Origin of the sequence: Dactylosporangium sp. NPDC005572, from assembly GCF_040605515.1 — a bacterium.
GTDB lineage: Bacteria > Actinomycetota > Actinomycetes > Mycobacteriales > Micromonosporaceae > Dactylosporangium.
The window spans coordinates 1-23,059 of record NZ_JBEXCY010000057.1 but is presented as its reverse complement, the minus strand read 5'-3'; the positions used below and the strand labels follow the sequence as shown (position 1 = coordinate 23,059).

Genomic DNA, 23,059 nt, shown 5'->3' with positions numbered 1-23,059 from the left:
CTCAGTTCCCGCCGTTGGTGAGCTCGCCCGCCGAGCGGACCGCGGCATCGAGGACCGCGTCGTGGAGCGGGGCCGGCGGCAGCGGGCGGCCGTCCCGGGTGGTCACCCGGAAGACGTGCCGTTCGCCGGGGAGGAGCGTCACCAGGGCGTCGTCCACCACCAGCGCGGCCGGGGGCAGGCCCAGCGGCGCGGCCAGGCGGTCGGCGAACACGCACACGTCGCGCAGCAGGGTCACGGCATCCACCGTGACGTGCAGCGCGCCGTCCGCCGCCGTCACGGCGACCCGGCGGGACGGGCGGAGCGGGGCCAGGTCGCGGTCCGGGCGGTACGTCCACACGGTCCGCGCGCCGTCCACGTCGACGACGAGCAGCTCGGCGCGGGGGTCCGTGCACCCGGCAATGTCGATCGGCGCCCGGACCAGCGAGCCCGGCGGGCACTCCGGGCGAAGGAGGGTGCGGGCGTGTTCGCTGCCGTCCAGCCCGACCCGGCGGATCAGGACGTCCGGGTGCCAGGCCGAGGTGCCGTCGTTGACCAGGACCAGCTCCAGGCCCTCAGGGCCGGACGGGTCGTGGGTCGGGCCCGGGCGGACCGGCTGGACCGTCGCCAGGCGCGGCGCGAACGCGCGGCGCAGCGCGTGCCACAGCGGCTTCTCGATGCCGGCGTGGTCGACCGCGGACCAGCTGATCGCCGGCCAGCAGTCGTTGAGCTGCCACACCACGACGCCGCCGCAGCGGTCCCGGGTGCGCAGCCACTCGACGCCGGTGGCCACCGCGCGGGCCTGGACGAGCTGGGTCGCGAAGTGCCAGTCGGCGCCCGTCGTCGGGGTGGGGACGTGGGGCTGCAGGCCGCGGGTCAGCTTGTGCAGGCCGTCGATCGCGCGCAGGTGGTGGCGGGTCAGCGGGGAGTCCGGGCCGGGGGTCTCGCCGTCGAGGACCCGTTCGAGGGTCGTCCACGCGGCCGGGCCGCACCAGCCCATCTCGGCGACGAACGCCGGGTCGTGGTCGCGGTAGTGCGCGTAGTCGGCCGTGTTCCACGGGTTCCACAGGTGCGACGGGCCGTGGGTGTCGGCGAGCGGGTCCCGGTCGAGGGTGCCGGACCACGGGGAGTTCGGCAGGTACGGGCGGGTCGGGTCGAGGCGGGCCAGCACGCGCGGGAGCACGTCGAGGTAGTAGGCGGCGCCCCAGCCGCGCTGGCCGAGCTGGTCGGCCCAGCCCCAGTGGTGCCGGCCGAGGACGGTCTCGTTGCCGCCGCACCACAGCACCAGGCTCGGGTGGGACGACATCCGCGCCACCGCCTGCTCGGCCTCGGCGGTGACGAGCGCGGTCACGTCGTCGTCCTCGCAGTAGGCGGCGCAGGCGAAGAGGAAGTCGTGCCAGACGAGCACGCCGCGCTCGTCGCAGGCGTCGAGGAACTCCTCGGTGGCGAAGTGCCCGCCGCCCCAGACGCGCAGCAGGTTGGCGTTGCCGGCGACGGCCTGGTCGATGCGGGCCGCGACCCGCTCCGGCGTGGCGCGGCCGGCGAGGGTGTCGTCGGGGATCCAGTTGTACCCGCGGATCTTCACCGGGCGGCCGTTGACGACGAGCGTCCAGCGGGTGCCGGCGGCGTCCGGCGACTCGTCGACCGCGACCGACCGCAGTCCGATGTGGACGGATGTGGTGTCCAATGTGGTACCGCCGTGGTCGAGCTCGACCCGCAGCCGGTAGCGCGGCTGGCCGCCGAGGCCGACCGGCCACCACAGCTCGGGGTTGACGACGAACAGCGTGATGGCGACCTCGTCGCCGGCGACGACCCCGGTGCCCGCCGCGGCGGTGCCGCCGGCCGGGTCGGTCAGCTCGGCCCGCACCCGCGTGCCGGCGGGCGCGTCGACCCGCACGTGCGCGGTCACGTGGGCGACCGCGTGCGCGGGGTCGAGCCGGACGAGCGGGCGGACGTGCTCGATGCGGCCGGTGTACGTCTCGAGACGGATGCCGCGCCAGATGCCGGCGGTGACGAAGTGCGGTCCCCAGTCCCAGCCGAAGTTCGCGGCGGCCTTGCGCACGTGGGCGTACGGCTCGTCGTACGGGCTGGGCAGCGGCCCGTGGGCGCGCTCGTGCTCCAGGGCGGCCTCCCAGGCCGGGGCGAACCGCACCTCGATCACGTTGTCGCCCGGCCGCAGCGCGTCGTCGACCGGCCACCGGTGGGCGAGGTGCTGGTCCCGGGCGGCGCCGACCAGCCGCCCGTTGACCAGCACGTCCGCGATGGTGTCCAGGCCGTCGGCGACCAGATCGGTCCTCGTGCCGGGCACCGCCTGCCAGTGCACGCTGCGGCGGTACACCCAATGCGAATGACCGACCCACGACTGGGCGAGCTCACCCCATCCGCTGTCGGGGTCGGGGATCAGGCCCGCGGCCAGCAGCGCGGTGTGGACCTCGCCGGGCACCTGTGCGGGGACGGCCGCACCGCGGACGGCCGGGGGAGCGTCGGACGGGCCGCCGGCCCAGGTGAGCTCCCACTCGCCGCCGAGGTCGAGGCGGGTCGCTGCGGCGGTCGTCGCCTGCGTGGTGAGTGTCATCCCTTGACCGCCCCGGCGGTGAGCGCCTCCTGCATGCGGCGGCTGGCGATGGCGTACGCGACGTAGACCGGCAGCAGCGTGAGCACGGTGCCGGCGGTGAGCACGCCGAAGTTGGTGGCGTCGGAGACGAGCGTCGGCAGCGCCACCTGCACGGTGCGCACGCCCGGCGCGGTGCCGGTGATGGTCAGGGAGAACAGGTACTCGTTCCAGAAGGTGAGCAGTTGCAGGATCGTCACGCTGACCACTCCGGGCATCGCGATGGGCAGGTACACGCTGCCGAGCAGCCGCCAGTGCCCGGCGCCGTCGAGGGCGGCCGACTCCACCAGCGCCGGCGGCACCGTTTTCATGAACTGGGTCAGCAGCAGTACCGAGAGCGGCAGCGCACTGGCCGGCAGGAACAGCATCTGGAACTCGCGCGTGTAGAACAGGTCGAGCTTGATGGCCAGGACCACGGTCGGGATCAGCGCCGCGAACGGCGGGATGAGGAACCCGGCGGAGAACGTCCCGGTGATGACCCGCGCGAGGCGGTTGTCCTGACGGGCGAGGGCATACGCCGCCGGTACCGCGAGCGCCAGCGTCAGCGCGATCGCGACGGCGGAGACGAGCAGCGAGTTGACCAGCGCCTGCCCGAGCCCGGCGGCGCGCCAGGCGGTGGCGAAGTTGCCCCACAGCCAGCGCGACGGCAGCGCGAACGGCCGCGTGAAGATCTCGATGTTGGTCTTGAGGGCGCTCACGGCGAGGTAGTAGAGCGGCGCGGCGAGCAGCAGCGCGTACAGCCAGGACAGGGCGGTCGCGAGCGGGTGTCGCTGACGTTGGGCGGTCATCGGTTGTGCTCCAGGGAACTGCGCAGCAGGGTGCGGATGAGGGCCATCCCGGCGATGCCGAGGACGAGCAGGACGACGCCGACCACCTGGCTGTAGCCGAGGTCGCGCTGGGCGAACGCCTTCGCGTACACCAGGTACGACAGCGTCGTCGACGACGTGCCGGGGCCGCCCTTGGTCAGCAGCAGGATCAGCGCCGCCGAGGTGAAGAGCGTCCAGAGGTACTGCAGCATCGTGAGCGTCCGCACGTAGTCCTTGACCATCGGGAACGCGATCTGCCACATGACCCGCAGGCGCCCGGCCCCGTCCATGCGGGCCGCCTCGATCACGTCGGCCGGCAGGCTGGCCAGCCGCGCGGCGAACAGCACCGCGGTCCAGCCGACGCCGCGCCAGAGATCGATGGCGATGAGGCTCGGCAGCGCCGTCGCCGGGTCGGCGAGCCACGGGGTGACGAGCGTGTCGAGCCCGAGCGCGCCCAGCACGCCGTTCACGCCGCCGTCCGGGGACAGCACGCCGTAGAAGATCATGCCGGTGACGGAGATCGAGATGAGGCCGGGGGAGAAGTACAGCACGGACAGCACGCGGTACCCGCGCGGCTTGGTGTGCAGGTGGTACCCCAGCATGAACGCGAGCGGGATCATCACCGGGATGACGACGGCGACCTGGACGACGCTGTTGCGCACCGCGTCGTAGAACACCGGGTCGGCGAAGACCTTGCGGAGGTTCTCGGTGCCGGTGTACGTCGGCTCGTACAGCAGGCCCTTCCACCGCAGGGTGGCGATGACGAACATCGCGGCGAGCGGGCCGACGGCGAAGACGGCGAACCAGACCAGGGACGGGACGGTCAGCCACAGGACCCGCGACGGGTTATTGCGCCTTCTGGCGGGCGTTCGCACTGTGGTGGGACGGGTGAGCGTGCTGGTGGATGACATCGCTTTCCTTCGCTGTCGCGGGGGCCGCGGGTCGTGCGGCCCCCGCTTCGTCGGTGTCAGCCCTTGGTGGCTGTGTCGAGGCCGGCGCAGATCTGCTGCGGCGTCGACTTGCCGTAGGCACCGGTGAGGACCTGGATGATCCGGTCCGACGCCGCGCCGATCCAGACGTCGGGCAGCACGGCGTAGTCCACAGTGCTGTCGAGGCCGAGCGACTGGGACAGCAGCGGGTTGGTGGCGTACGAGGCGAAGTCACCCGTGGTCGGCGGCAGGATGCCGGAGTCCTTGACGAAGTCGCCGACCGCCGTGTCGGCATAGAACTTCGTCACCAGCTTGCGCACGTTGTCGATCCGTCCCGGCTCGGCGCCGCGCTTGGTGATCATGAAGCCGACGCCGGTGAAGCCGCGGTACGCCACCGGCTTCTTGAACGTCGAGCCGCTCGGGATCGGGAAGCCGCCCAGCGTCGTGCGCTTGTCGATGCCGGTGCCGGCGGCCGTCGACTCGGTGTACGCCCACGAGCCGGCCGGCATGATCGCGGCCTTGCCCGAGTAGTAGGCGGCGTACATGCCGTCGGCGATGAGCCCGGCCGCGTTGTCGACGAACACGCCCGCGTCGCGCAGCTGGGTGAACAGCTTGATGCCGTCGAGGACCTTCTCGGTACTGCAGTAGCCGCCCTTCTGCATGACCTGCTGCATGGTCTTGGCGTCGGTGTACGACTGGGCGATCTGGTAGAAGAGCTTCTGCCCGGTCCAGTCGTTGCCGCCGACCACGAGCGGCCCGATGTTCGCGGCGCGCAGCTTGCCCGCCGCGGCGATGAGCTCGTCGGTCGTCGCCGGGATCTTGTCGACGCCGGCCTGCTTGAGCAGGTCGCTGTTGTACCACAGCGGCCAGCTGAACCCGGAGAACGGCAGCCCCTGCAGCTGGCCGCCGGCGGCGCCGCCGACCCGCCACTCGTCCAGCGCGGCGGGCTTGAGCTTGCCCTCCAGTCCCCAGTCCTTGACGTACTGGTCGGCGGGCACGGTCACCCCGGCGTCGAGCCAGCCGAGGGTCTTGTCGAACAGGTTGACGATCACGACGTCGGGCGACTTGCCGGCCGCGACGGCGTTCTCGACCTGGTCGTCGATGGTCTCGAGGCCCTCGGTGACGTTGACCTTGATCCCGGTCTCGGCGGTGAACGCCTGCAGGACCCGGTTCTGGGCGGCGGCGGCCGAGTTGCCGGCCGACCAGCGGGTGACGACGTCGATGGAGTCGCTGCTCGCCGCGCCGTCGTCGCCGCCGCAGGCGACGAGCGCGGGGGCGAGCGCGAGGGCACTGACAACGAAGGCGGCCACGGTACGCAAGGACCGCGGCCTGGTGCGGTGGTCCATAGGTCTTCCTCAACTTCTTCGCGCGGTGGTGTTCAGGGCAGGGCAGGATGCATCGGCGTCGATCACGGGCGATCGACGCTGTCGCGGGTGGGGCGTGATCCGGGCAGGGTGTGACCCGGGACGGCGCGCCGCGGGGGTGAACGGGGCGCTTGCTTCGGCGGTGTTTGCCGTTGGCGCAGCTTGGTGCTGGCCCGCCTGCATCGGCGGTGCCTCTTGCTTGCATTCGGCAGTGCTGGCTTCTTCGGTGCTTGCTGTCGGTGTCGCTCGCTCGTGCCTTGGTGTCGGCCCTTGCTCGCCTGACAGCTTCCTCGACGCCCCCGCCGAAGTCAATAACTAAGATTAGTAATCTATGAAAGTGCCGCTTGTGGCGAGGTCAAGCAAGCAGGCGGCGGTGAGTTGGAGAGCCGGCGTTGCAGATCTACCCGGCGCGGCGTCGCCCGCGCTGGTCTGGGCCTTGGGCTGGGCTGGGGCCTGGACTTGGGCGCGGGCTGGGGACGTGGGAGTGCCTTGGTGGGAGGCGCCGCGGTGGGCTAGCGGCTGGAGCCGCGGACCGTCAGGCGGGCCGGCGGGGCGTTGACGACGCCGGTCGGCGCGCCCGCCAGCGCGTCGGCCAGGGTGTGGCCGACCAGCTCGCCGAGCTCCTGGACGTCGTGGCTCACCGCGGTCAGCGGCGGAGCGGCCAGCTGGCACAGCGCCGAGTCGTCCCACGCGACCAGGGACAGGTCGTCCGGCACCGCCAGGCCCAGGCGGGCCGCCTCGTGCAGGGCGCCCAGGGCCATCACGTCGTTGTCGAAGACCAGCGCGGTGGGGCGGCGGGCGAGCGCGGCCAGGTCGGCCACCGCGCGGACGCCGGCGGCCTCCGAGTAGTCGCCCTCGAAGGACGTCGTGCGGGCGCCGAGCGACGCCGCGGCGGTCTCGAACGTGTGGCGGCGGATGATCGTGTGCGCCATCTGGGCCGGGCCGCCGACGTGGCCCAGGTGCTCGTGGCCGCCCGCGACGAGCGCCGACACCACGTCGCGCATCGCCACGTCGTCCTGGGTCCACACCGTCGGCAGGCCGCCGGCAGTGACCGGGTCGCCGATGACGACCGTCGGCATGCGCAGCCTGCGGACCAGCGCGACGCGTTCGTCGTCGGGGAGCAGGTCGATGAGGATCATGCCCTGGACCTGGCCGTGCTGGGCCCAGGCGCGCATCCGCTCGGCGGCCTGGGCCACGGTGGCGACGACCTGCAGCAGTACCGGCACACCCAGCGGCACCAGGATGCGCTCGATGCCGGCGATGAACTCGTGGAAGAACGGCTCCGCGCCGAGAACCTCGGCGTCGCGGACGAGGGCAAGGCCGACCGGCGTCCCCGGCCTGGGCGCTGCTGTCGCCATGGTCCCTCCGAAATCGTCCAGTGCTGTGACCGCGAAGTCTCACCACGTTGGCGAGCGTGTCGCGGTTCCTCGCCGCGTGAGGCGGTCGAGCGACTCCCCGTCACCGTAGTAGATGGCGGGGCGGGCCTCAGCTGGCCAACCGACCCTTGTACCGTCGCCTCGCCGCGATGGGGCGGGTGGCGGCGCGGGTCACGCCGGGACGGTCCGACACCAGGAAGATGCCGTCCGGCTCGACGGTGCGTTATCACGGTCGGCACGATGGGTGCCGCCGCGGCGTGAGATCCGCGCTCGTTCCGATGACGGTCCGAGCAGCGATGTTGGCGGCCGCGAACAGGTCACGGTGCCCGATGGTCCGGCAGTTGGTGCAAGTCATGGTCCGCCCGGCCGGCTTCCGGACGCGGCGCTGGCAGGCGGGGCATCTGGAGGAGGTGCCGCGCTCGTCGACGAGCCGCAGAGTGATGCCGGCGAGCGCGGCCTTGTCGCGAAGCACGGCGATGGCGCGGCCGACCTGCCATTGACGGAGACGGAGGTTCTGCCGCCGTCCAGCATCCAGCTGCAGGACGCCGCGCGGGTCGCCGACGGTGAGGGTGCCGATCCGATGCTGCACGGCCCAGGCGATGACGGTCCGTGCGGCGCCTACCAGGCGGGTACGACAAAAGCACTCCCGCCGCCCCCGCATGGGTCCGCGCCGCTAGTCTCGTCCCCGTACCGTAGTCGTGCGACAGCGTACGGCGAGACGAGAGGTGGGCGACGGTGGCACGACGGGAGGCGGCGGCCGCGGGGCCCGGCAGCCGTGCGCTCATCGTCGACCTCATCCGCTCGTCCGGGCCGATCAGTAGGGTCGAGCTGGTCAAGGCCACCGGGCTGACCCAGCCCACGATCTCGAACATCGTGCGCCGCCTGATCGACGACGGCGTCGTGCGCGAGACCGGCGACACGGTCGCGACGCGGGGCAAGCCGCGCAGCATGCTCGTCATCAACTCCCGCGCCGCGTACGGCGTCGGCATCCACGTCGGCGCCGACACCCTCACCTGCGTCGTCACCGACACCCGTGGCGGCACCGTCGGGCGGCAGCTCGTCGCGGGCCCGGCCGACGGCCGGCCGGGGTCCGTGGTGGACCGGCTCGCCACGCTGTACCGCGACGTGACCGACGGCCTGGGCCTGCCCCCGCAGAGCGTGGCCGGCATGGCCGTGGTGGGCCCGGGCCCGGTGAACGTGGCGCGGGGCCGGTTCCTGGCGCTGCCCGGCCTGCCGCCGCAGCCCGACCTCGACCTGGCGCACGCCCTCACGGGCCGGCTCGGCGTGCCGGTGCTCGTCGACACGGATGCCGCCGCGGCCACGATCGGCGAGTTCTGGGGCCGCCAGATCTCCCGCGAGCGCACGTTCGGCTGCCTGTACATGAACTCGGGCATCGGCTCCGGCGTCGTCCTCGACGGCGCCCTGCACCGCGGCGCCAGCTCCAACGCCGGCAAGATCGGCCACCTCACCGTGGTCCGCGACGGCGCGCCCTGCCACTGCGGCAGCCGCGGCTGCCTGGAGCAGTACGCCGCCCCGCACCGGCTCGTCGCCCGCGCCCGCGCCACCCGCGGCCTGGCCGCCCGCCTGCGGATCCACCGCGACGACCCGGACGCGCGGGCCTTCGACGTCCTGGCCCGCGCCGCCATCTACGGCGACGCCGAGGCCCGCCGCTTCATCGACGAGTCGGCGGCCCTGCTCGCCGAGGGCGCGGTGACCCTGGCCAACCTGTGGGACCTCGACACCCTGGTCCTGGCCGGCCCGGGCTTCGCCGTGGCCGGCTCGATCTACGTCACGGAGATCCGCCGCCGCCTGGCCGAGCGGGCCTTCGCCCGCGACGTCCACGGCGTCCACGTCGACCTGTCGAGCAACCCCCGCGACTCGGCCGCCATCGGCGGCGCCGCGCTGGTCCTGCAGGGCTCGGTCGCCCCGGGCCACGGCCCTCAGGTAGCGGCGCTGACCTGAGCCCGCGTACCGCCGGCGTCCCACGCGGCGGCCGCGTACCGCCCGCGTACCGGGCCGTGGCCGCGGCCCCAGCTCTCGCCCGCCCGCGTCCCGCGCCCGGCGCCGCGGGTCTCGGGCCGGTCCGCGCGTTGAGCATCGGGCCGCTATCCGGTCGCCGTGCTGGTCCGGGGTCCGTCCCCGGTTGACGTCCGGGCGGAGCGCCCTTAGATTGCTTCGCAGATACGAGAGCATAGATTAATTATGAAAGTCGGTCATCGCGCCGCGGGTCACGGCCGCCATCCGTGGGTCGGCAAGCGATGCACTCCGGGCGTGGCGCCCTTCCGTGGTGGCCGCGCAGCAGACGACGCGACGGCGCGCTGACGTCACCGGGGGTCCGCCCATCATCGCCTCGATCGAACGAGGCGTACACCCCCTGCTCGTCTCCGCAAAGGAGCCCCATGACCCACCGCAGGATCACGTCGCTGTGCGCGGCCGCCGGTGCCCTCGCAATAGCGGCGACCTTGCTCGCGGCCCAGCCGGCCGCGGCGGCCCCGCGCACCATCCATGTCGCCAAGAACGGCAACGACGCCAACGCGGGCACGCAGGCCGCGCCGTACCTGACGATCAACCGCGCCGCCCAGGACGCGCAGCCCGGCGACACCGTCCTCGTCCACGCCGGCCTCTACCGGGAGACGGTCAAGCCGGCCCGCGGCGGCACCGGCGACACCACCCGCATCACGTACACCAACGCCGGCGACGGCGAGGTCGTCATCAAGGGATCGGAGGAGATCAACAACTGGGCGCGCACCAGCGGCAACGTCTGGAGCGTGTCCCTGCCCGGCAGCTTCTTCGGCGCGTACAACCCCTACGCGACCGGCCAGCCCCAGGGCGGCGGCGACGCGACCTTCCCCGGCTACACCGCCGGCGACGTCTATCTGAGCGAGCAGGCGTACCTCGAGAAGCCGTCGCTCGCCGACGTCCAGTCCGGCGCGAACACGTGGTACTCACAGGTCGCCGGCGGTACCACGACCATCTGGGCCAACTTCGGCACCGCCGACCCGAACGCCAAGCTCGCCGAGATCAACGTCCGCCGGCAGATCTTCGCCCCCGACGTGTGGGGCCTCGGCTACATCACCGTCCGCGGGTTCACGGTCAACCAGGCGGCCAACACCTACTCCGACTTCCCGAGCAGCCCGTCGCGCCGGCAGGCGGGCGCGATCAGCGTCTTCGGCGGCCTGCGCTGGATCATCGAGCAGAACGTCGTGCTCAACGCCCGCACCATCGGCATCGACATCGGCCTGGGCTGCGACGAGTGGGCCGGCAACCGGCCCGGCACGACCCGCACGCACTTCCACGACACCGCGAGGTACGGCTCGCACGTAGTGCGCAACAACTACATCGGCAAGTCCGGGCAGTCGGGCATCGCCGGCGTCTTCTCGTGGAACTCCGACATCCTCTACAACATGATCGAGGACACCAACTACCGCAACGAGTTCAGCGGCGCGGAGACGGCCCCGATCAAAGTGCATTACATGAACGAGGGCCTCATCAAAGGCAACTACATCAAGAGCTCCAAGGGCGGCAACTCTGCCGGCATCTGGACCGACTGGGGCAACCAGAACGTCCGCGTCACCGGCAACATCGTCATGAACACGCCCTGGGGGTACTACGCCGAGGCCGTCCACGGGCCGATCCTCGTCGACAACAACGTCTTCATCGGCAACAGCGACATCCGCACGCTGGACGCGACCGGCGTGGTGTTCGCCAACAACCTGTTCATCGACAACGGCCGGATCAACATCGACGGCAGCGGGCGCGACGCCTACTACTTCCAGCCGGGCACGATGAACGAGTCGACCGCGATCACGAACCCGCAGAAGTTCTTCTGGTACAACAACCTCGTCCAGGGCTCGACGCTGCCCGACAACGCGACCGGCAAGACCCACGTCAAGGAGGGCAACTTCACCGGCGCGCTGTCGAACGTGCGGTACACCTCGACCAACACCCAGATGTCGCTCAGCTTCGACCTCAACGCGTCGGGCATCACCGGCCTGACCCCGGCGACGCGCAGCCGCGTCGGCGTGATCCCGCGGGCGAACGAGAGCATCGCGGCCGACGTCACCACCGACTTCTTCGGTGCCGCGGTCAGCACCACCAACACGATGGCCGGCCCGTTCGCGAACGCACGCGGCGGCGCCAACACGTTCACGCTGTGGCCGCCGGCCGGGCAGACCGTCCCGAAGCCGCCGGCGCCGCCGTCCGACGTGCCGGTCAATCTGGCCCGCAACCCCGGCGCCCAGGCGACGGCGTCGTACCAGGACGGCACGCTGACCGCCGCCAACGCCATCGACGGCAACTCGGCGACGCGCTGGTCGAGCGACCACAGCAACGACAACAACGCGTGGCTGCAGGTCGACCTCGGCGGCGGCTACGCCGTGTCGTCGGTGAACCTCGCCTGGGAGGCGGCGTACGCGCGCGGCTACAAGGTGCAGGTGTCCGACAACGGGACCCAGTGGACGGACGTGTACTCCACCACCACCGGCGACGGGGGCACCGACTCGGTCACCGTCGGCCGCAGCGCCCGCTACCTGCGGATGCAGGGCGTCACGCCCGCCACGCAATGGGGCTATTCACTCTGGGAATTCGAGGTCTACGGTACCGCCGCGACGAGCGCCGGCCCGTCGTTCTACGCCGACGCCAACTACACCGGCGCCGGCGCGACGCTCGGCGTGGGCAACTACGACCTGGCCCAGCTCCAGGCGGCCGGGATCGCCAACGACACCGTCTCCTCGATCCGCGTGCCGGCCGGCTACTCGGTGACCGCGTACGCCGACGCCGGTTTCGCCGGCACGGCGTGGACGTTCACCGCCGACACCCCGAACCTCGTGAACTCCGGCAACAACGACGCCATCTCCTCGCTGCGCGTCAGCACCCGCTGAAAGAGAGGTAATCGATGAAACGGCGACTCCTCGGCGTCGCGCTCGCGGTGCTGATCCTCGCGCCGGCCGCGCTGCGGCTGCCCTCGGCCGCGGCCGACACGCCCGTCAACCTCGCCCGCAACGCCGGCGCCAGCGCGACCGCCTCCTACCAGGACGGCACGCTGACCGCGGCCAACGCGATCGACGGCAACACCTCGACCCGCTGGTCGAGCGACCACAGCAACGACAACAACGCCTGGATCCAGGTCGACCTCGGCACCGCCGCCGCCGTCTCGACGGTGACGTTGTCGTGGGAGGCGGCGTACGCGCGCGGGTACAAGGTGCAGGTGTCCGACAACGGGACCCAGTGGACCGACGTCTACTCCACCACCACCGGCGACGGGGGCAGCGACTCGGTCACCGTCGGCCGGACCACGCGGTACGTGCGGATGCAGGGCGTCACCCCGAACACGCAGTGGGGCTACTCGCTGTGGGAGTTCGAGGTGTGGGGGACCGGCTCGACCGGCGGCGGTGGCGGCTCGGCCACGGTCGCGCCGTCGACCAGCTACCCGCAGACGTACGCCGACTGGGCCAACGGCCTCCTCGCCGGCAACGGCAAGCAGGGCATCATCGTCTTCGGTAACCCGCGCAGCGAGACGACCGTGTTCAACGACAAGGACTTCTTCATGGCGCGGTCGGAGGCCCGGCCGCACCGGACGTTCAACACGGTCAGCGCCACCGACATCAACCGGATCCGGGACCTGCTCATCGCCGGGCAGTACCAGCAGGCCAACCAGCTGGCCGCCAACGTCCAGGGGTACCAGGGCGGGGGAGAGGGCAGCAAGCACCCGGGCTTCAAGATGACCATGCAGCTCACCGGCTCGGGCTCGGTCAGCAACTACAGCCGCTCGACCGACTACTCCGCCGGGCTGGTGAAGGTGAACTGGAACGACGGTGCCGGCGGGTGGGAGCGCACGTCGTTCGTGTCGCGCACCGACGGGGCCGCCGTGCAGTACCTGCCGGCGCCGTCCGGGCAGCGGCTCAGCGTCAAGCTCGGGTTGTCCATCGACCCGGGCATGAACCTGCTCAACAAGGGCGTCACCTTTACCAACGCCTCGAACGTCAACTTCCTGAACCTGCGCGCGAAGTACGCCGGCGGCACCTACAACGCCGGCTACGAGGGCGTCACGCGGATCGTCACGGACGGCACCAAGACGATGGACGGCACCGACGTCCAGGTCACCAACGCGACGTACGTGCTGCTGCTGACGCTGACCCAGCGGTACGACGGGACGTTCAACGGCGGCGTGACCGCCGAGACGGAGTGGAACCGCCAGCAGCTGCAGTCCCGGCTCAACGGGCTCAGCGGCGACTACCAGACGCTGCTGAACCGCCACGTCAGCAAGCACAGCTCGATCATGAACCGGGTGACGCTCGACCTCGGCGCCGGTGCGCAGGACCGTGCCAAGTCCACCGAGCAGCTCCTGGCCGAGCAGAAGACCGCGTCGGCGCCGATCCCCGCGCTGTACGAGCGGATGTTCAACGCCGGCCGCTACCACCTGCTCGCCTCCAGCAACGAGACCGCGGCGCCCGACCTGCTCGGCAACTGGACCGGCGACAGCAACGTCGGCTGGGACGGCTACTACCACCTCGACGCCAACCTCAACCTGCAGATCTCCGGCGGCAACATCGGCAACATGCCCGAGGCGATGCAGGGCTACTTCTGGCTCAACCAGCAGTGGCAGGCCGACTTCCGCACCAACGCCCGCAAGCTGCTCGGCACCCGCGGCATGCTCACCGGCGGCAACACGCCCAACAACGAGGGGCTCATATCAAACATTAATTATGATTACCCGTACCAGTACGTGACCGGCGGCGAGTCGTGGCTGCTGTACCCGTTCTGGGAGTACTACCAGGTGACCGGCGACACCACGTTCCTGGCCAACCAGTACTACCCGCTGATCCGCGACATGGGCGACTTCTACGAGGACTTCCTCGTGCGCAAGGACGGCAACGGCAACTACATCTTCGCCGGGTCGATCTCCCCGGAGAACACGCCGCCCGGCGGGGTGCCGCTGTCCGTGAACTCGGTCTACGACATCTCGGGCGCCCGGTTCGCCCTGTCGACGCTCATCCAGACCAGCCGCGCACTCGGCCGCGACGCCGACAAGATCCCCGTGTGGCAGGAGAAGCTCGACCACCTCCCGCCGTACATCATCAACAACGACGGCGCCCTCGCCGAGTGGGCCTGGCCGGACCTCGCGAACAAGAACAACTACCAGCACCGGCACTCCAGCGGCCTCATGCCGGTGTGGCCGTACCGCGAGATCACGCCGGAGACCAACCGCGCGCAGTACAACGCCGCGCAGGTCTTCCTGCAGAAGAAGGACGCCGGGTCCTACGAGAACGCCGGGCACGGCCTGCTGCACGGCGCGCTCATCGCGGCCGACCTCAACAACGCCGACTCGGTCAACGCGAAGCTGCTCCGCTTCGCCAAGGACGACTACTACTACACGAGCATGGCCACGTCCCACTACAACAACCACGGCGTCTTCGCCACCGACGTCGCCAACTCCGTGCCCACGGTCATGATGGAGATGCTCGCGACGAGCAGGCCGGGCACGCTCGAGGTGCTGCCCGCGCTGCCGAAGTCCCTGCGGAAGGGCTCGATCAACGGCATGCTCGGCAAGGGCCAGTTCCGCATCGACAACCTGACCTGGGACATGGACACCCGCAAGGTACGGGTGACCCTCACGTCGAACATCGACCAGAACCTGACCCTGATCCAGCGCTCCGGCATCACCGCCGTCACCGCCGACGGCGTCACGGTGCAGTCCTCCCCGCTGGGCGGCATCGCACGGGTCCTGCCGCTGGTCCGCGGCCGCACGGTGACGGTGGAGCTGACGCTGAGCGCGGCGGCCGTCAACCTGGCCCAGGGCCGGCCGGCCACGGCGTCCTCGTCGTCGAGCGCCGACCAGACCGCGGCGAAGGCCGTCGACGGCGACCTCGCCACCCGGTGGGCCGCCAGCCAGGACCCGAACAACTGGATCCAGGTCGACCTGGGCGCCACGTACAACCTGCGCGAGGTGGTCCTGCGCTGGGAGACGTCGTACGCGAAGTCGTACAAACTCCAGGCGTCGACGGACGGCTCGACCTGGCGCGACGCCTACACCCAGGCGAACTCACCGGGCGGCACGGAACGCCTCGCGGTGAGCGGCCAGGCAAGGTACGTCCGCATGCAGGGCGTGGCCCTGTCCGGTCAGTGGGGCTATTCGCTGTACGAGATGGAGGTCTATTCCTGAGCGCCGGATGACGTGGTAGGAAAACCGGGGCTCTGGCACCAGTTTTCCTACCACGTAACGGCGAGGGTCCCCGATGCCCGACGACCCGGAGCCGGACGTCGTCGAGGCCGCCGCCGTGAGCCCTGGCCTGCCGCGCGCGGTGATGGCCGCGTACCTCGGCCGGTGGCGACGGGACCTTGGACCCTGCCGTCGGCGGACCCGGCGGGCCATCGTCGGGGTATGCGGATCGAGCGGCTCAGCGCGTTCGACCTGACCAACCTCGCGGTCGAGGCGGCCGACACCCCCATGCACGTCGGGGTGATCGCGATGGTCGACGGGTGCGGGCTGCTCGACGCCGCCGGGCGGCCGCGGCTGGCCGCCATTCACGCGCGGCTGCGGGCCGGGGTGTGTGGGGCGCCGCGGCTGCGGCAGGTCGTGTACCGCCCGGGGCTGCTCGCCGGACGCCCGATCTGGGTCGACGATCCCGGCTTCCGCGTCGAGCGGCACGTCGCGGCGGTCGCCGTCGAGGCCCCCGGCGGGGAGGCCGAGCTGCTCCGGCTGACCGAGCGGCTGCTGGCGGCGCCGCTGGATCGGGCCCGGCCGCTGTGGTACCTCTGGATCGTCACCGGCCTGCCCGACCACCGGGTCGCCGTCGTGGTGCAGCTCCACCACGCGGTCGGCGACGGTGCCGCGGCGGTCCGCCTGCTCGGCGCGCTGCTCGACCCGCCGTCCGCCGCCGAAGCCCCGTGGGCGCCGGCGCCACCGCCGCCGTGGCGGCAGCTCGTCGTCGAGCGCCTGCGCGGCATCCGGCGCGCCCGGCCCGGCACGGGACGGAGCCGGGGCCCCGGGTCCGGCACCGCACGGACAGCACTCGGCGCCGAGCCGGCGAAGGACGCTGCCGGGCCGGCGATGGGCGCTGATGGGCTGGCGATGGGCAGGGCCGAGCCAACGCTGCGCGGTGCAGGGCCGGCGAAGGGCGGTGCCGAGCCAGCGAGGGGAAGGGCCGGGCCGACGATGGGCAGGGCCGGGTCGACGTTGGGCGGGGCGTGGCAGACGCTGCGTCGGGCGTGGGCGGCGCCGCGGACGTCGCTGAACGGACCGATCGGGGTCGGCCGGCGGCTCGGCGTGGTGCGGCTCGACCTGGCCGAGGCGAAGACCGTCGCCCATGCGGCCGGCGGCAAGGCCAACGACGTGCTGCTCACCGTCGTCGCGGGCGGGCTGCGCGAGCTGCTCCTGGCCCGCGGCGAGCCGGTGAGCGGCCTGGAGCTGCGGGTCGCGGTGACCGTCGCACTGCACGCCGCGGACGGACCGGCAAGCGGCCGGGATGGGTCCGCAGGCGGCCCGGAAGAGCCGGCAGGCGGCGCGGACGGACCGGCGGGGGGCCGGGACGAGCCGGCAAGCGGCAAGGCCGAGCTGGCGGGCGGACCGGCCGAGCTGGCGGGCGGCCGGGATGGGGCCGCCGGGGGTAACCACAACGGCAGCGTCGTGGTGCGGCTGCCGGTCGGCGACGCCGACCCGCGCGCCCGGCTGCGGGCCGTGGCGGCCGAGACGGCGCGGGCCAAGCGTGGCCAGGCGGCCGTCGCGCAGCAGGGGTTCATGGTCGCAGTGGCGCGTACCGGGCTGGCCCGGCGGCTCAGCCGGAGCCAGCACCTGGTCAACCTTGTCGTGAGCAACGTGCCGGGGCCGCCCGCGCCGGTCCGGGTGCTCGGCGCGCCGGCGATCGAGCTGGTGCCGGTCGGTGCGCTCGCCGGGAACCTCGCGATCAGTTTCCTGGCGCTGTCGTACGCGGGGCGGCTCGTGGTCACGGCGATCGCCGACCGCGCCCGGTTCCCGGACCTGCCGGTCGTGCTGGCCGGCATGGAGCGCGACTGGGCCGCGCTGACCGGCGCGCACCACTGAGGGAAAGGAGCGCACGATGGCCGCGACAGTCGAGCGGATCTGGCGGGACCTCACCAGGGCGTCGTTCGCGGTGCTCGGCTACGTCACGCCGGCGGGCGAACCGCGATCGAGCGGTGTGGTGTACGTGGTCGACCGCCGGCGGATGTACGTGGCGGTCGCCGAGGACAGCTGGAAGGCCCGGCACATCGGCCTGTCCGGGCGGGTCGCGGTGACCGTGCCGGTGCGCCGCGGCGGCATCCTGGCGCTGCTGTTCCCGATCCCGCCGGCGACGGTCAGCTTCCACGGCACCGCGACCGTCCAACCGGCCGCCGAGCTGCCGGACGGCCCGCTCGCGCGTCTGGTCCCGCCGCAGCGGCGGGCCGGGTGTTGCGTCATCGAGATCGAGCCGGTCGGCCACTTCGTCACCTACGGCGTGGGCGTACCGCTGCTGCGGATGCGCACGCCGTCCCTGGCCCGCGGCCGGCTACCGGTCCGCTGAGTCACCGTGGGCGGGCCGAGGCGCGCGCGGCCCGGCCCACCCGCGGAGCCGAACGGGCGGTGCGGGCCGGTGCCGCGTTGTGCAGCGCTACCAGGCGGTCGCTCCGCCGTCGACCGGGTAGTTGGCGCCGGTGATGTACGACGCGCGGTCGGAGGCGAGGAACGCCGCCAGCTCGACGATCTCCTCCGGCCGGGCGAACCGCTTGAGCAGGGTCTTCGCGGTGATCGCGTCCCGGGCCGCCCGGTTGTCGCCGAGGTCGCGGTCGCTGGCCGGGGTCAGCACCGGGCCGGGGCTGATCGCCACCGCGCGGATCCCGTGCGGCGCGCCCTCCAGGGCGAGCTGGCGGGTCATCCCGATGACGCCGGCGTTCGCGGCGCTGTGCCCGACCATCGGCGGTACCGCACCCGCCACCATGCCCGCCATGGACGCGATGTTGATGATCACGCCGCCGCCCCGCCGGACCAGGTGCGGCCAGGCGAACTTCGACACGAAGTAGGGGATGTCGAGCTCGCCGGCCACGGTCGTGCGCCAGTCGTCCACGGAGAAGTCCGGCAGCGGGCCGAAGCGCTGCACGGCCGCGTTGTTGTAGACCACGTCCAGCCCGCCGTACGCGGCGACGGCGTCCTCGACGACGCGCCGCGCCTGGTCCGGGTCGGTGAGGTCGACCGGCGCGAGGCCGGTCATCTCGCCGCCGGCCCGCCGCACCAGCGCGACCGTCTCGTCGTTCGCGGTGGCCTGGATGTCGGTGCCGACCACCCGCGCGCCCTCCCGCGTGAAGACCTGCGCCGCGACCCGGCCCTGCCCGCCGGCCGTCCCGGTGATGAGCACGACCTTCCCGTCGAGCGTTGCCATGGGGTCCTCCCTCGCTCATTGCTTCGTCAAGCAAGTACCAGCCAAGTAGTAGGCGGTGTGAACTTGCTTCGCCAAGCAAGTAAGCTGTGACCATGACGACACCGCGGCCGCTGACCCCCGACGAGGACGCGCTGGTGCGGGCGCTGCCCCGGCTGATGTACGCCCTGCCGAGGGCGATCGACGCCGACCTGATGCGCGAGCAGCGGCTGTCACTGAGCGAGTGGACGGCCCTGATGCGGCTGTCGGAGGCGCCCGGGCTGCGGCTGCGGATGGGCGAGCTCGCCGCCGCCTGCGAGCTGTCGCTGAGCGGGATGACCCGCATCGTCGGCCGCCTGGAGGAGCAGGGCGCGGTCGAGCGGGTCCGGGCCGCGGACGACGCCCGCGGCTGGACCGCCGTGCTCACCGACGCCGGCCGCGCCCGCCTGGACCGGGCCTGGCCGAGCAACCTGGCCAGCGTCCGCCGGCACCTTCTCGACCACCTGGCCGGCGTCGACGTGGCCGGCCTGGCGCGAGCGCTGCAGCACGTCGCGCTCGAGCACTGACGAGGGCGCCTACTCGCTGTCGAGGTGGTCCAGGGCCCAGAGCGCCCATTCGTGGAGGACCTGGAAGTACCGCGCGCCGAGCTCGCTGGCGAACAGCTCGACCGGCGCCCGGCCCGACGCGCCGGCCGCGTCGATCGCGGCGCGGAGGCGCTCGTACTCCAGCCGGCTGCCCTCGGCCTGGTGCCGCAGCATCTTCCGGGCGTCCTCGACGTCCAGTGTGGACAGCAGGAAGAGCCGGAGGGTGTGCTCGTTGCGGACCACCGGGTCGTCGTTCGGGTCGAGCACCCAGCGGCGCAGCTCGGCCCGCCCGGTGTCGGTGATCGCGTAGGTGCGCCGGCCCCGCGGGCCCTCCTCGACGACCGCCGCCAGGCCGTCGGCGGCGAGCCGGTTCAGCTCCGGGTAGATCTGGCTGTGCTGGGCGTGCCAGGCGTACCGGCGCAGGTTCCGCTCGAACTTGCGGGCCAGGTCGTAGCCGCTCGCCGGTTCCTCGGCGAGCAACCCGAGCAGGGCGTAGCGCAGCGACATCCCAACCTCCTGTCCCGACACCGTACACACCTAGATATTGACATGTAGATTTTGTCATGTCACCTTCTCACTATGACATGGATGCTGCTCGCTGTCGCCGTCGTCGTGGTGATCGCCGCGCCGCTCGGGTTCGTCATGCTGCGCCGCCGGTCGGTCGCCCGCCGGCTTGCCCTGCCACCGGCGGGCATCAACGAGAGTGGGTTCGTGCGGATCGGCGGGGTGGACCAGTGGGTGCAGGTCCGGGGCGCCGACCGGGCCAACCCGGTGCTGCTGTGGCTGCACCCGCACGGCGCGTCGATGATTCCGCTGACCCCGCTGTACACCTCCCTGGAACAGCACTTCACGGTCGTGCAGTGGGACCGTCGCACGGTCGGCCGGACCCGCCGGGCGGCCCGCGGTCGCGGTGACGCCGAGTGGACGTTCGACCGCCTCATCACCGACGGCATCGAGCTCGCCGAGCACCTGCGCGAGCGCCTCGGCCAGGACCGCATGGTGCTGGCGGCCCACTCCCAGGGCACGGTGATCGGCGTCGGCATGGCCCGCCGCCGGCCCGACCTGTTCCACGCGTACGTCGGCATGGGCCAGATGGTGGACATGGAGCGCAACGAGGCCGTCGCGTACGAGCGGCTGCTCGCGGCGACCCGGGCGGCGGGGAAGCACCGGGTGGTCAAGGGACTCGTGAAGCTCGGCCCGCCGCCGTACCCGAAGGTGGACCAGTGGACCCGCCGGCTGCGCTACGCGATGGCCGTCGACCCGGAGGGGACCACGTGGCGGAACATCGCGATCGCCCGGGTCCTGCTGATGCCGGGCTACTCGCTGCGGGACATCCTCGCCTGGTTCGGCGACGTGATGGCCTTTCCCCAGCACCTGTACGCCGAGACGATGGCGGTCACGCCGGAGCGGCTGGGCACGACGTTCGAGGTCCCGGTGCTGATCCTGCAGGGCGCGAACGAGACCTGGGCACTGCCGGAACTGGCGCAGGAGTACGTGGAGCGGATCGAGGCGCCGGCCAAGGCCTACGTACCCATGGAGGGGCTGGGCCACATGGGCCCGTTCCTCGCACCGGACCGTATCCTGGCCGAACTCACCGCGGCGCAGCTGGCACGGTGAGCTCGGGCAGCGTGACGGTGACGGTCAGGCCGCCGTCGGGGTTCGCCGCCGCCGTGATCGTGCCCGCGTGGGCGTGCACGATCGAGCGGACGATCGCCAGGCCCAGGCCCGTCGACGACGGGTTGGCGGCGCGGCCCGTCGTCAGGCGTTGGAACGGCTCGAACAGGCGGTCCAGGTCCGCCGGTGGGACGGGCGGGCCGCTGTTGCGGACCGTGAGCCCTTCCGGGCCGGTCGACACCGACACCCAGCCGCCCGGGTGGTTGTGCCGGACCGCGTTGTCGACCAGGTTGCCGGCCAGGCGGTCCAGCAGCACCGGGTCGCCCGTCACCGGGGCCGGGCGCAGGTCGGCGGTCACCGTCAGCGCGGCCGCCTCCTCGTCCACCGCGCTCAACGCCGCCGCCGAGGCGAGGGCCAGGTCGTACGGCTCCCGCGCGAGCACCCCGCTGTCACTGCGGGCCAGCGCGAGCAGGCCGTCCAGCATCCGTTCCGCGCGGGACGTCGCCGTCAGCGCGCGGCGGGCCACGTCCTCCCACTGCGCGGGCGTGGCGGAGCGCTTGGCCAGCTGGACCTCCAGGCCGGTGCGCACGATGGCCAGGGGAGTACGCAGGTCGTGGGCGGCGTCCGCGACGAAGCGGCGCTGGCTGGCGAACGCCGCCTCCAGGCGGCCGACCATCGCGTCGAACGTGTCGGCCAGCTCGCGCAGCTCGTCGTGCGGGCCGGTCAGCGCGATCCGCTCGTCGAGGCGGTCCTGCGAGATGCGGCGGGTCGCGGCGGTCAGCGTACGCAGCGGGCGCAGCAGGCGACCCGCGACGACCCACGAGATGCCCAGGCCGGCGACGGCCGTCACGAGCAGGCCGAGCGCGGACGCACCCGCGGTGCCCAGGAGCGTCTCGCGGCGCAGCTCGGCGATGCGGGCCGCGTCGATGTCCGCGACGCGCAGTTTCTCGCCCAGCTCGGGGGCGGCGCCGGGCGGCGTGCTGCGCATCTTCGCCAGCTCGGCCGGGGTCGGGTCGTGGATGTTGTTGTACAGGCTGTGGTACAGCAGCCAGTAGTTCAGCGCCAGCAGCGCGGCGCAGGCGGCGACGAGCACGACCGCGGAGACGACGGTGAGGCGCAGGCGGATCGACGGGTGCCTCACAGCCGGTACCCCGCCCCCACCACCGTCTCGATCAGCGGCGGCTCGCCGAGCTTGCGGCGCAGCCGGGCGAGCGTCACCCGCACAGTGGCGGTGAACGGGTCGGCGTGCTCGTCCCACGCCCGTTCGAGCAGGTCCTCGGAGCTGACCACGGCGCCGTCGGCGGTCATGAGGATCTCCAGCACGGCCAGCTCCTTGGTGGTCAGCGGGATGGTGCGGCCGTCGCGGGTGACGACGCGGCGCGCGGTGTCGAACGTGAGGCCGGCCCGGCGCAGCACCCGCGGCGCGCCGGCCGCCCGCCGGGCCAGGGCCCGCACCCGCAGGACCAGCTCGGCGAACACGAACGGCTTCGGCAGGTAGTCGTCGGCGCCGAGGGTCAGGCCCGCGACCCGGTCGGCCGCCTCGCCGGCCGCGGTGAGCATGAGCACCCGGGGGCCGCCGTCGCCGGCCGCGAGGGCGGTGCAGACCTGGTCGCCGTGCAGCCGCGGCAGGTCCCGGTCGAGGATCACGACGTCGTACCGGTTCGCGGTCGCCTTGTGCAGCCCGTCCAGCCCGTCGGCGGCGACGTCCACCGCCATCCCCTGGTCGCGCAGGCCGTCGGCGACCTGCTCGGCCAGCACCGTCTCGTCCTCGATGAGCAACACGCGCACACCCGCAGTCTCGGCGACCCGGGGTTACACGGGTGTTACAGACGCGGCAACGGTACCGTTGCGGCCTCCCGGGTCCACTGGAGCCCATGACGAGACGCGTGTGGATCGCCGGCCTGGCCGGGTTGGCCGGGCTGGCCGGGCTCGTGCTCGGGGTGGCCGCGTGCACGGCATCGCCCGGCGCCGGCCCGGCGGCACCGCCGACCGCCACCGCCGACGCCCGGGAGCAGGCCGTGCGGCACGCCCGCTGCATGCGCGAGCACGGCGTGCCCGAGGCCGACCCGGTCGCGAACGCGGATGGCGGCCTCAGGATCGGCGGCGGGTACGACAAGAGCCAGATCGACGCCGAGGTGCTGGCCGCCGCCATGGCGGCCTGCCGGCAGTACGAGAGCGTCCTGAGCCCCGAGGACCGCTCGGCGAAGCTCGACGCCGCGCGCGAGGAGTCGCGCTGCATGCGCGCCCACGGCGTCGAGGACTTCCCCGACCCGGAGCCGGACCTGGACCGCGAGGTGCCGGAGTCGATCCGGCTCGACCCGCAGTTCGACGAGGCCGAGGCGGCGTGCATCCGGCACGGCGGCCGGTCGCCCGCCCCGTCGCGATGAGGCGCCGGACCGCGCTGTGGGCGCTGGGCGTCCTCACGGCCGGCGGTGCCGCCGCGGCCGCCGGCGG

At 72.6% G+C, this 23,059-nt stretch carries 18 protein-coding genes; 8 read left to right on the top strand and 10 right to left on the bottom strand.

All coding sequences use genetic code 11. The features are described 5' to 3' along the window. Position 1: 1 nt before the first annotated feature. The 6 genes from ABZS66_RS26010 to ABZS66_RS25985 all read right to left on the bottom strand — a co-directional run bounded on the left by ABZS66_RS26010 (position 2) and on the right by ABZS66_RS25985 (position 7,651). On the bottom strand, positions 2 to 2,551 hold the full coding sequence (locus tag ABZS66_RS26010; protein ID WP_354761903.1) for a glycoside hydrolase family 2 TIM barrel-domain containing protein: 2,550 nt from the start codon (positions 2,549 to 2,551) through the stop codon (positions 2 to 4). After that, positions 2,548 to 3,375, bottom strand: a complete 828-nt coding sequence (locus ABZS66_RS26005) for a carbohydrate ABC transporter permease (protein ID WP_354761901.1) — start codon at positions 3,373 to 3,375, stop codon at positions 2,548 to 2,550. The genes ABZS66_RS26010 and ABZS66_RS26005 overlap by 4 nt, the downstream gene beginning before the upstream one ends. Beyond that, positions 3,372 to 4,304 (bottom strand): sugar ABC transporter permease, encoded by a 933-nt coding sequence (locus ABZS66_RS26000; protein ID WP_354761899.1) that lies wholly within the window; start codon positions 4,302 to 4,304, stop codon positions 3,372 to 3,374. Before ABZS66_RS26000 ends, ABZS66_RS26005 begins: the two co-directional genes overlap by 4 nt. Before the next feature lie 56 nt (positions 4,305 to 4,360). Beyond that, the gene (locus tag ABZS66_RS25995; protein ID WP_354761897.1) at positions 4,361 to 5,632 is read right to left on the bottom strand and encodes an extracellular solute-binding protein; all 1,272 of its coding nucleotides are present in this window, start codon (positions 5,630 to 5,632) and stop codon (positions 4,361 to 4,363) included. Between the two features lie 566 nt (positions 5,633 to 6,198). After that, the gene (locus tag ABZS66_RS25990; protein WP_354761895.1) at positions 6,199 to 7,044 is read right to left on the bottom strand and encodes a substrate-binding domain-containing protein; all 846 of its coding nucleotides are present in this window, start codon (positions 7,042 to 7,044) and stop codon (positions 6,199 to 6,201) included. 244 nt (positions 7,045 to 7,288) lie between these two features. Next, entirely contained in the window at positions 7,289 to 7,651 is a 363-nt protein-coding gene (locus tag ABZS66_RS25985; protein WP_354761893.1) for a zinc ribbon domain-containing protein, read from the bottom strand. Between the two features lie 146 nt (positions 7,652 to 7,797). Between ABZS66_RS25985 and ABZS66_RS25980 the strand changes: the two genes are divergently transcribed. The 5 genes from ABZS66_RS25980 to ABZS66_RS25960 all read left to right on the top strand — a co-directional run bounded on the left by ABZS66_RS25980 (position 7,798) and on the right by ABZS66_RS25960 (position 17,579). Further along, on the top strand, positions 7,798 to 9,024 hold the full coding sequence (locus ABZS66_RS25980) for an ROK family transcriptional regulator (RefSeq protein WP_354761891.1): 1,227 nt from the start codon (positions 7,798 to 7,800) through the stop codon (positions 9,022 to 9,024). 437 nt (positions 9,025 to 9,461) lie between these two features. After that, positions 9,462 to 11,942: a discoidin domain-containing protein gene (locus ABZS66_RS25975; RefSeq protein ID WP_354761889.1), complete on the top strand. Its 2,481-nt coding sequence runs from the start codon at positions 9,462 to 9,464 to the stop codon at positions 11,940 to 11,942. A 14-nt stretch (positions 11,943 to 11,956) separates the two neighbouring features. Further along, the gene (locus tag ABZS66_RS25970; RefSeq protein ID WP_354761887.1) at positions 11,957 to 15,223 is read left to right on the top strand and encodes a discoidin domain-containing protein; all 3,267 of its coding nucleotides are present in this window, start codon (positions 11,957 to 11,959) and stop codon (positions 15,221 to 15,223) included. A gap of 219 nt (positions 15,224 to 15,442) precedes the next feature. Next, entirely contained in the window at positions 15,443 to 17,101 is a 1,659-nt protein-coding gene (locus ABZS66_RS25965) for a wax ester/triacylglycerol synthase domain-containing protein (RefSeq protein ID WP_354761885.1), read from the top strand. A gap of 16 nt (positions 17,102 to 17,117) precedes the next feature. Beyond that, on the top strand, positions 17,118 to 17,579 hold the full coding sequence (locus ABZS66_RS25960) for a pyridoxamine 5'-phosphate oxidase family protein (protein WP_354761883.1): 462 nt from the start codon (positions 17,118 to 17,120) through the stop codon (positions 17,577 to 17,579). 87 nt (positions 17,580 to 17,666) lie between these two features. Here the strand turns inward: ABZS66_RS25960 and ABZS66_RS25955 are convergent, their stop codons facing one another. After that, positions 17,667 to 18,431, bottom strand: coding sequence for an SDR family NAD(P)-dependent oxidoreductase (locus ABZS66_RS25955; RefSeq protein ID WP_354761881.1), 765 nt, complete (start codon positions 18,429 to 18,431; stop codon positions 17,667 to 17,669). 92 nt (positions 18,432 to 18,523) lie between these two features. Between ABZS66_RS25955 and ABZS66_RS25950 the strand changes: the two genes are divergently transcribed. Then, a complete protein-coding gene (locus tag ABZS66_RS25950) occupies positions 18,524 to 18,973 on the top strand; it encodes a MarR family winged helix-turn-helix transcriptional regulator (RefSeq protein ID WP_354761879.1) in 450 nt (149 codons plus the stop codon). A gap of 9 nt (positions 18,974 to 18,982) precedes the next feature. Here the strand turns inward: ABZS66_RS25950 and ABZS66_RS25945 are convergent, their stop codons facing one another. Then, a complete protein-coding gene (locus ABZS66_RS25945; RefSeq protein ID WP_354761877.1) occupies positions 18,983 to 19,498 on the bottom strand; it encodes a PadR family transcriptional regulator in 516 nt (171 codons plus the stop codon). Positions 19,499 to 19,579: 81 nt separating this feature from the next. Between ABZS66_RS25945 and ABZS66_RS25940 the strand changes: the two genes are divergently transcribed. Further along, positions 19,580 to 20,608: an alpha/beta hydrolase gene (locus ABZS66_RS25940; RefSeq protein ID WP_354761875.1), complete on the top strand. Its 1,029-nt coding sequence runs from the start codon at positions 19,580 to 19,582 to the stop codon at positions 20,606 to 20,608. Here ABZS66_RS25940 and ABZS66_RS25935 read toward each other — a convergent pair. Further along, entirely contained in the window at positions 20,583 to 21,746 is a 1,164-nt protein-coding gene (locus ABZS66_RS25935; protein ID WP_354761873.1) for an ATP-binding protein, read from the bottom strand. The two genes, ABZS66_RS25940 and ABZS66_RS25935, sit on opposite strands and share 26 nt — an antisense overlap. Continuing rightward, positions 21,743 to 22,393: a response regulator transcription factor gene (locus ABZS66_RS25930; protein ID WP_354761871.1), complete on the bottom strand. Its 651-nt coding sequence runs from the start codon at positions 22,391 to 22,393 to the stop codon at positions 21,743 to 21,745. The genes ABZS66_RS25935 and ABZS66_RS25930 overlap by 4 nt, the downstream gene beginning before the upstream one ends. An 86-nt stretch (positions 22,394 to 22,479) precedes the next feature. Between ABZS66_RS25930 and ABZS66_RS25925 the strand changes: the two genes are divergently transcribed. After that, on the top strand, positions 22,480 to 22,992 hold the full coding sequence (locus tag ABZS66_RS25925) for a hypothetical protein (RefSeq protein WP_354761869.1): 513 nt from the start codon (positions 22,480 to 22,482) through the stop codon (positions 22,990 to 22,992). Positions 22,993 to 23,059 lie beyond the last annotated feature (67 nt).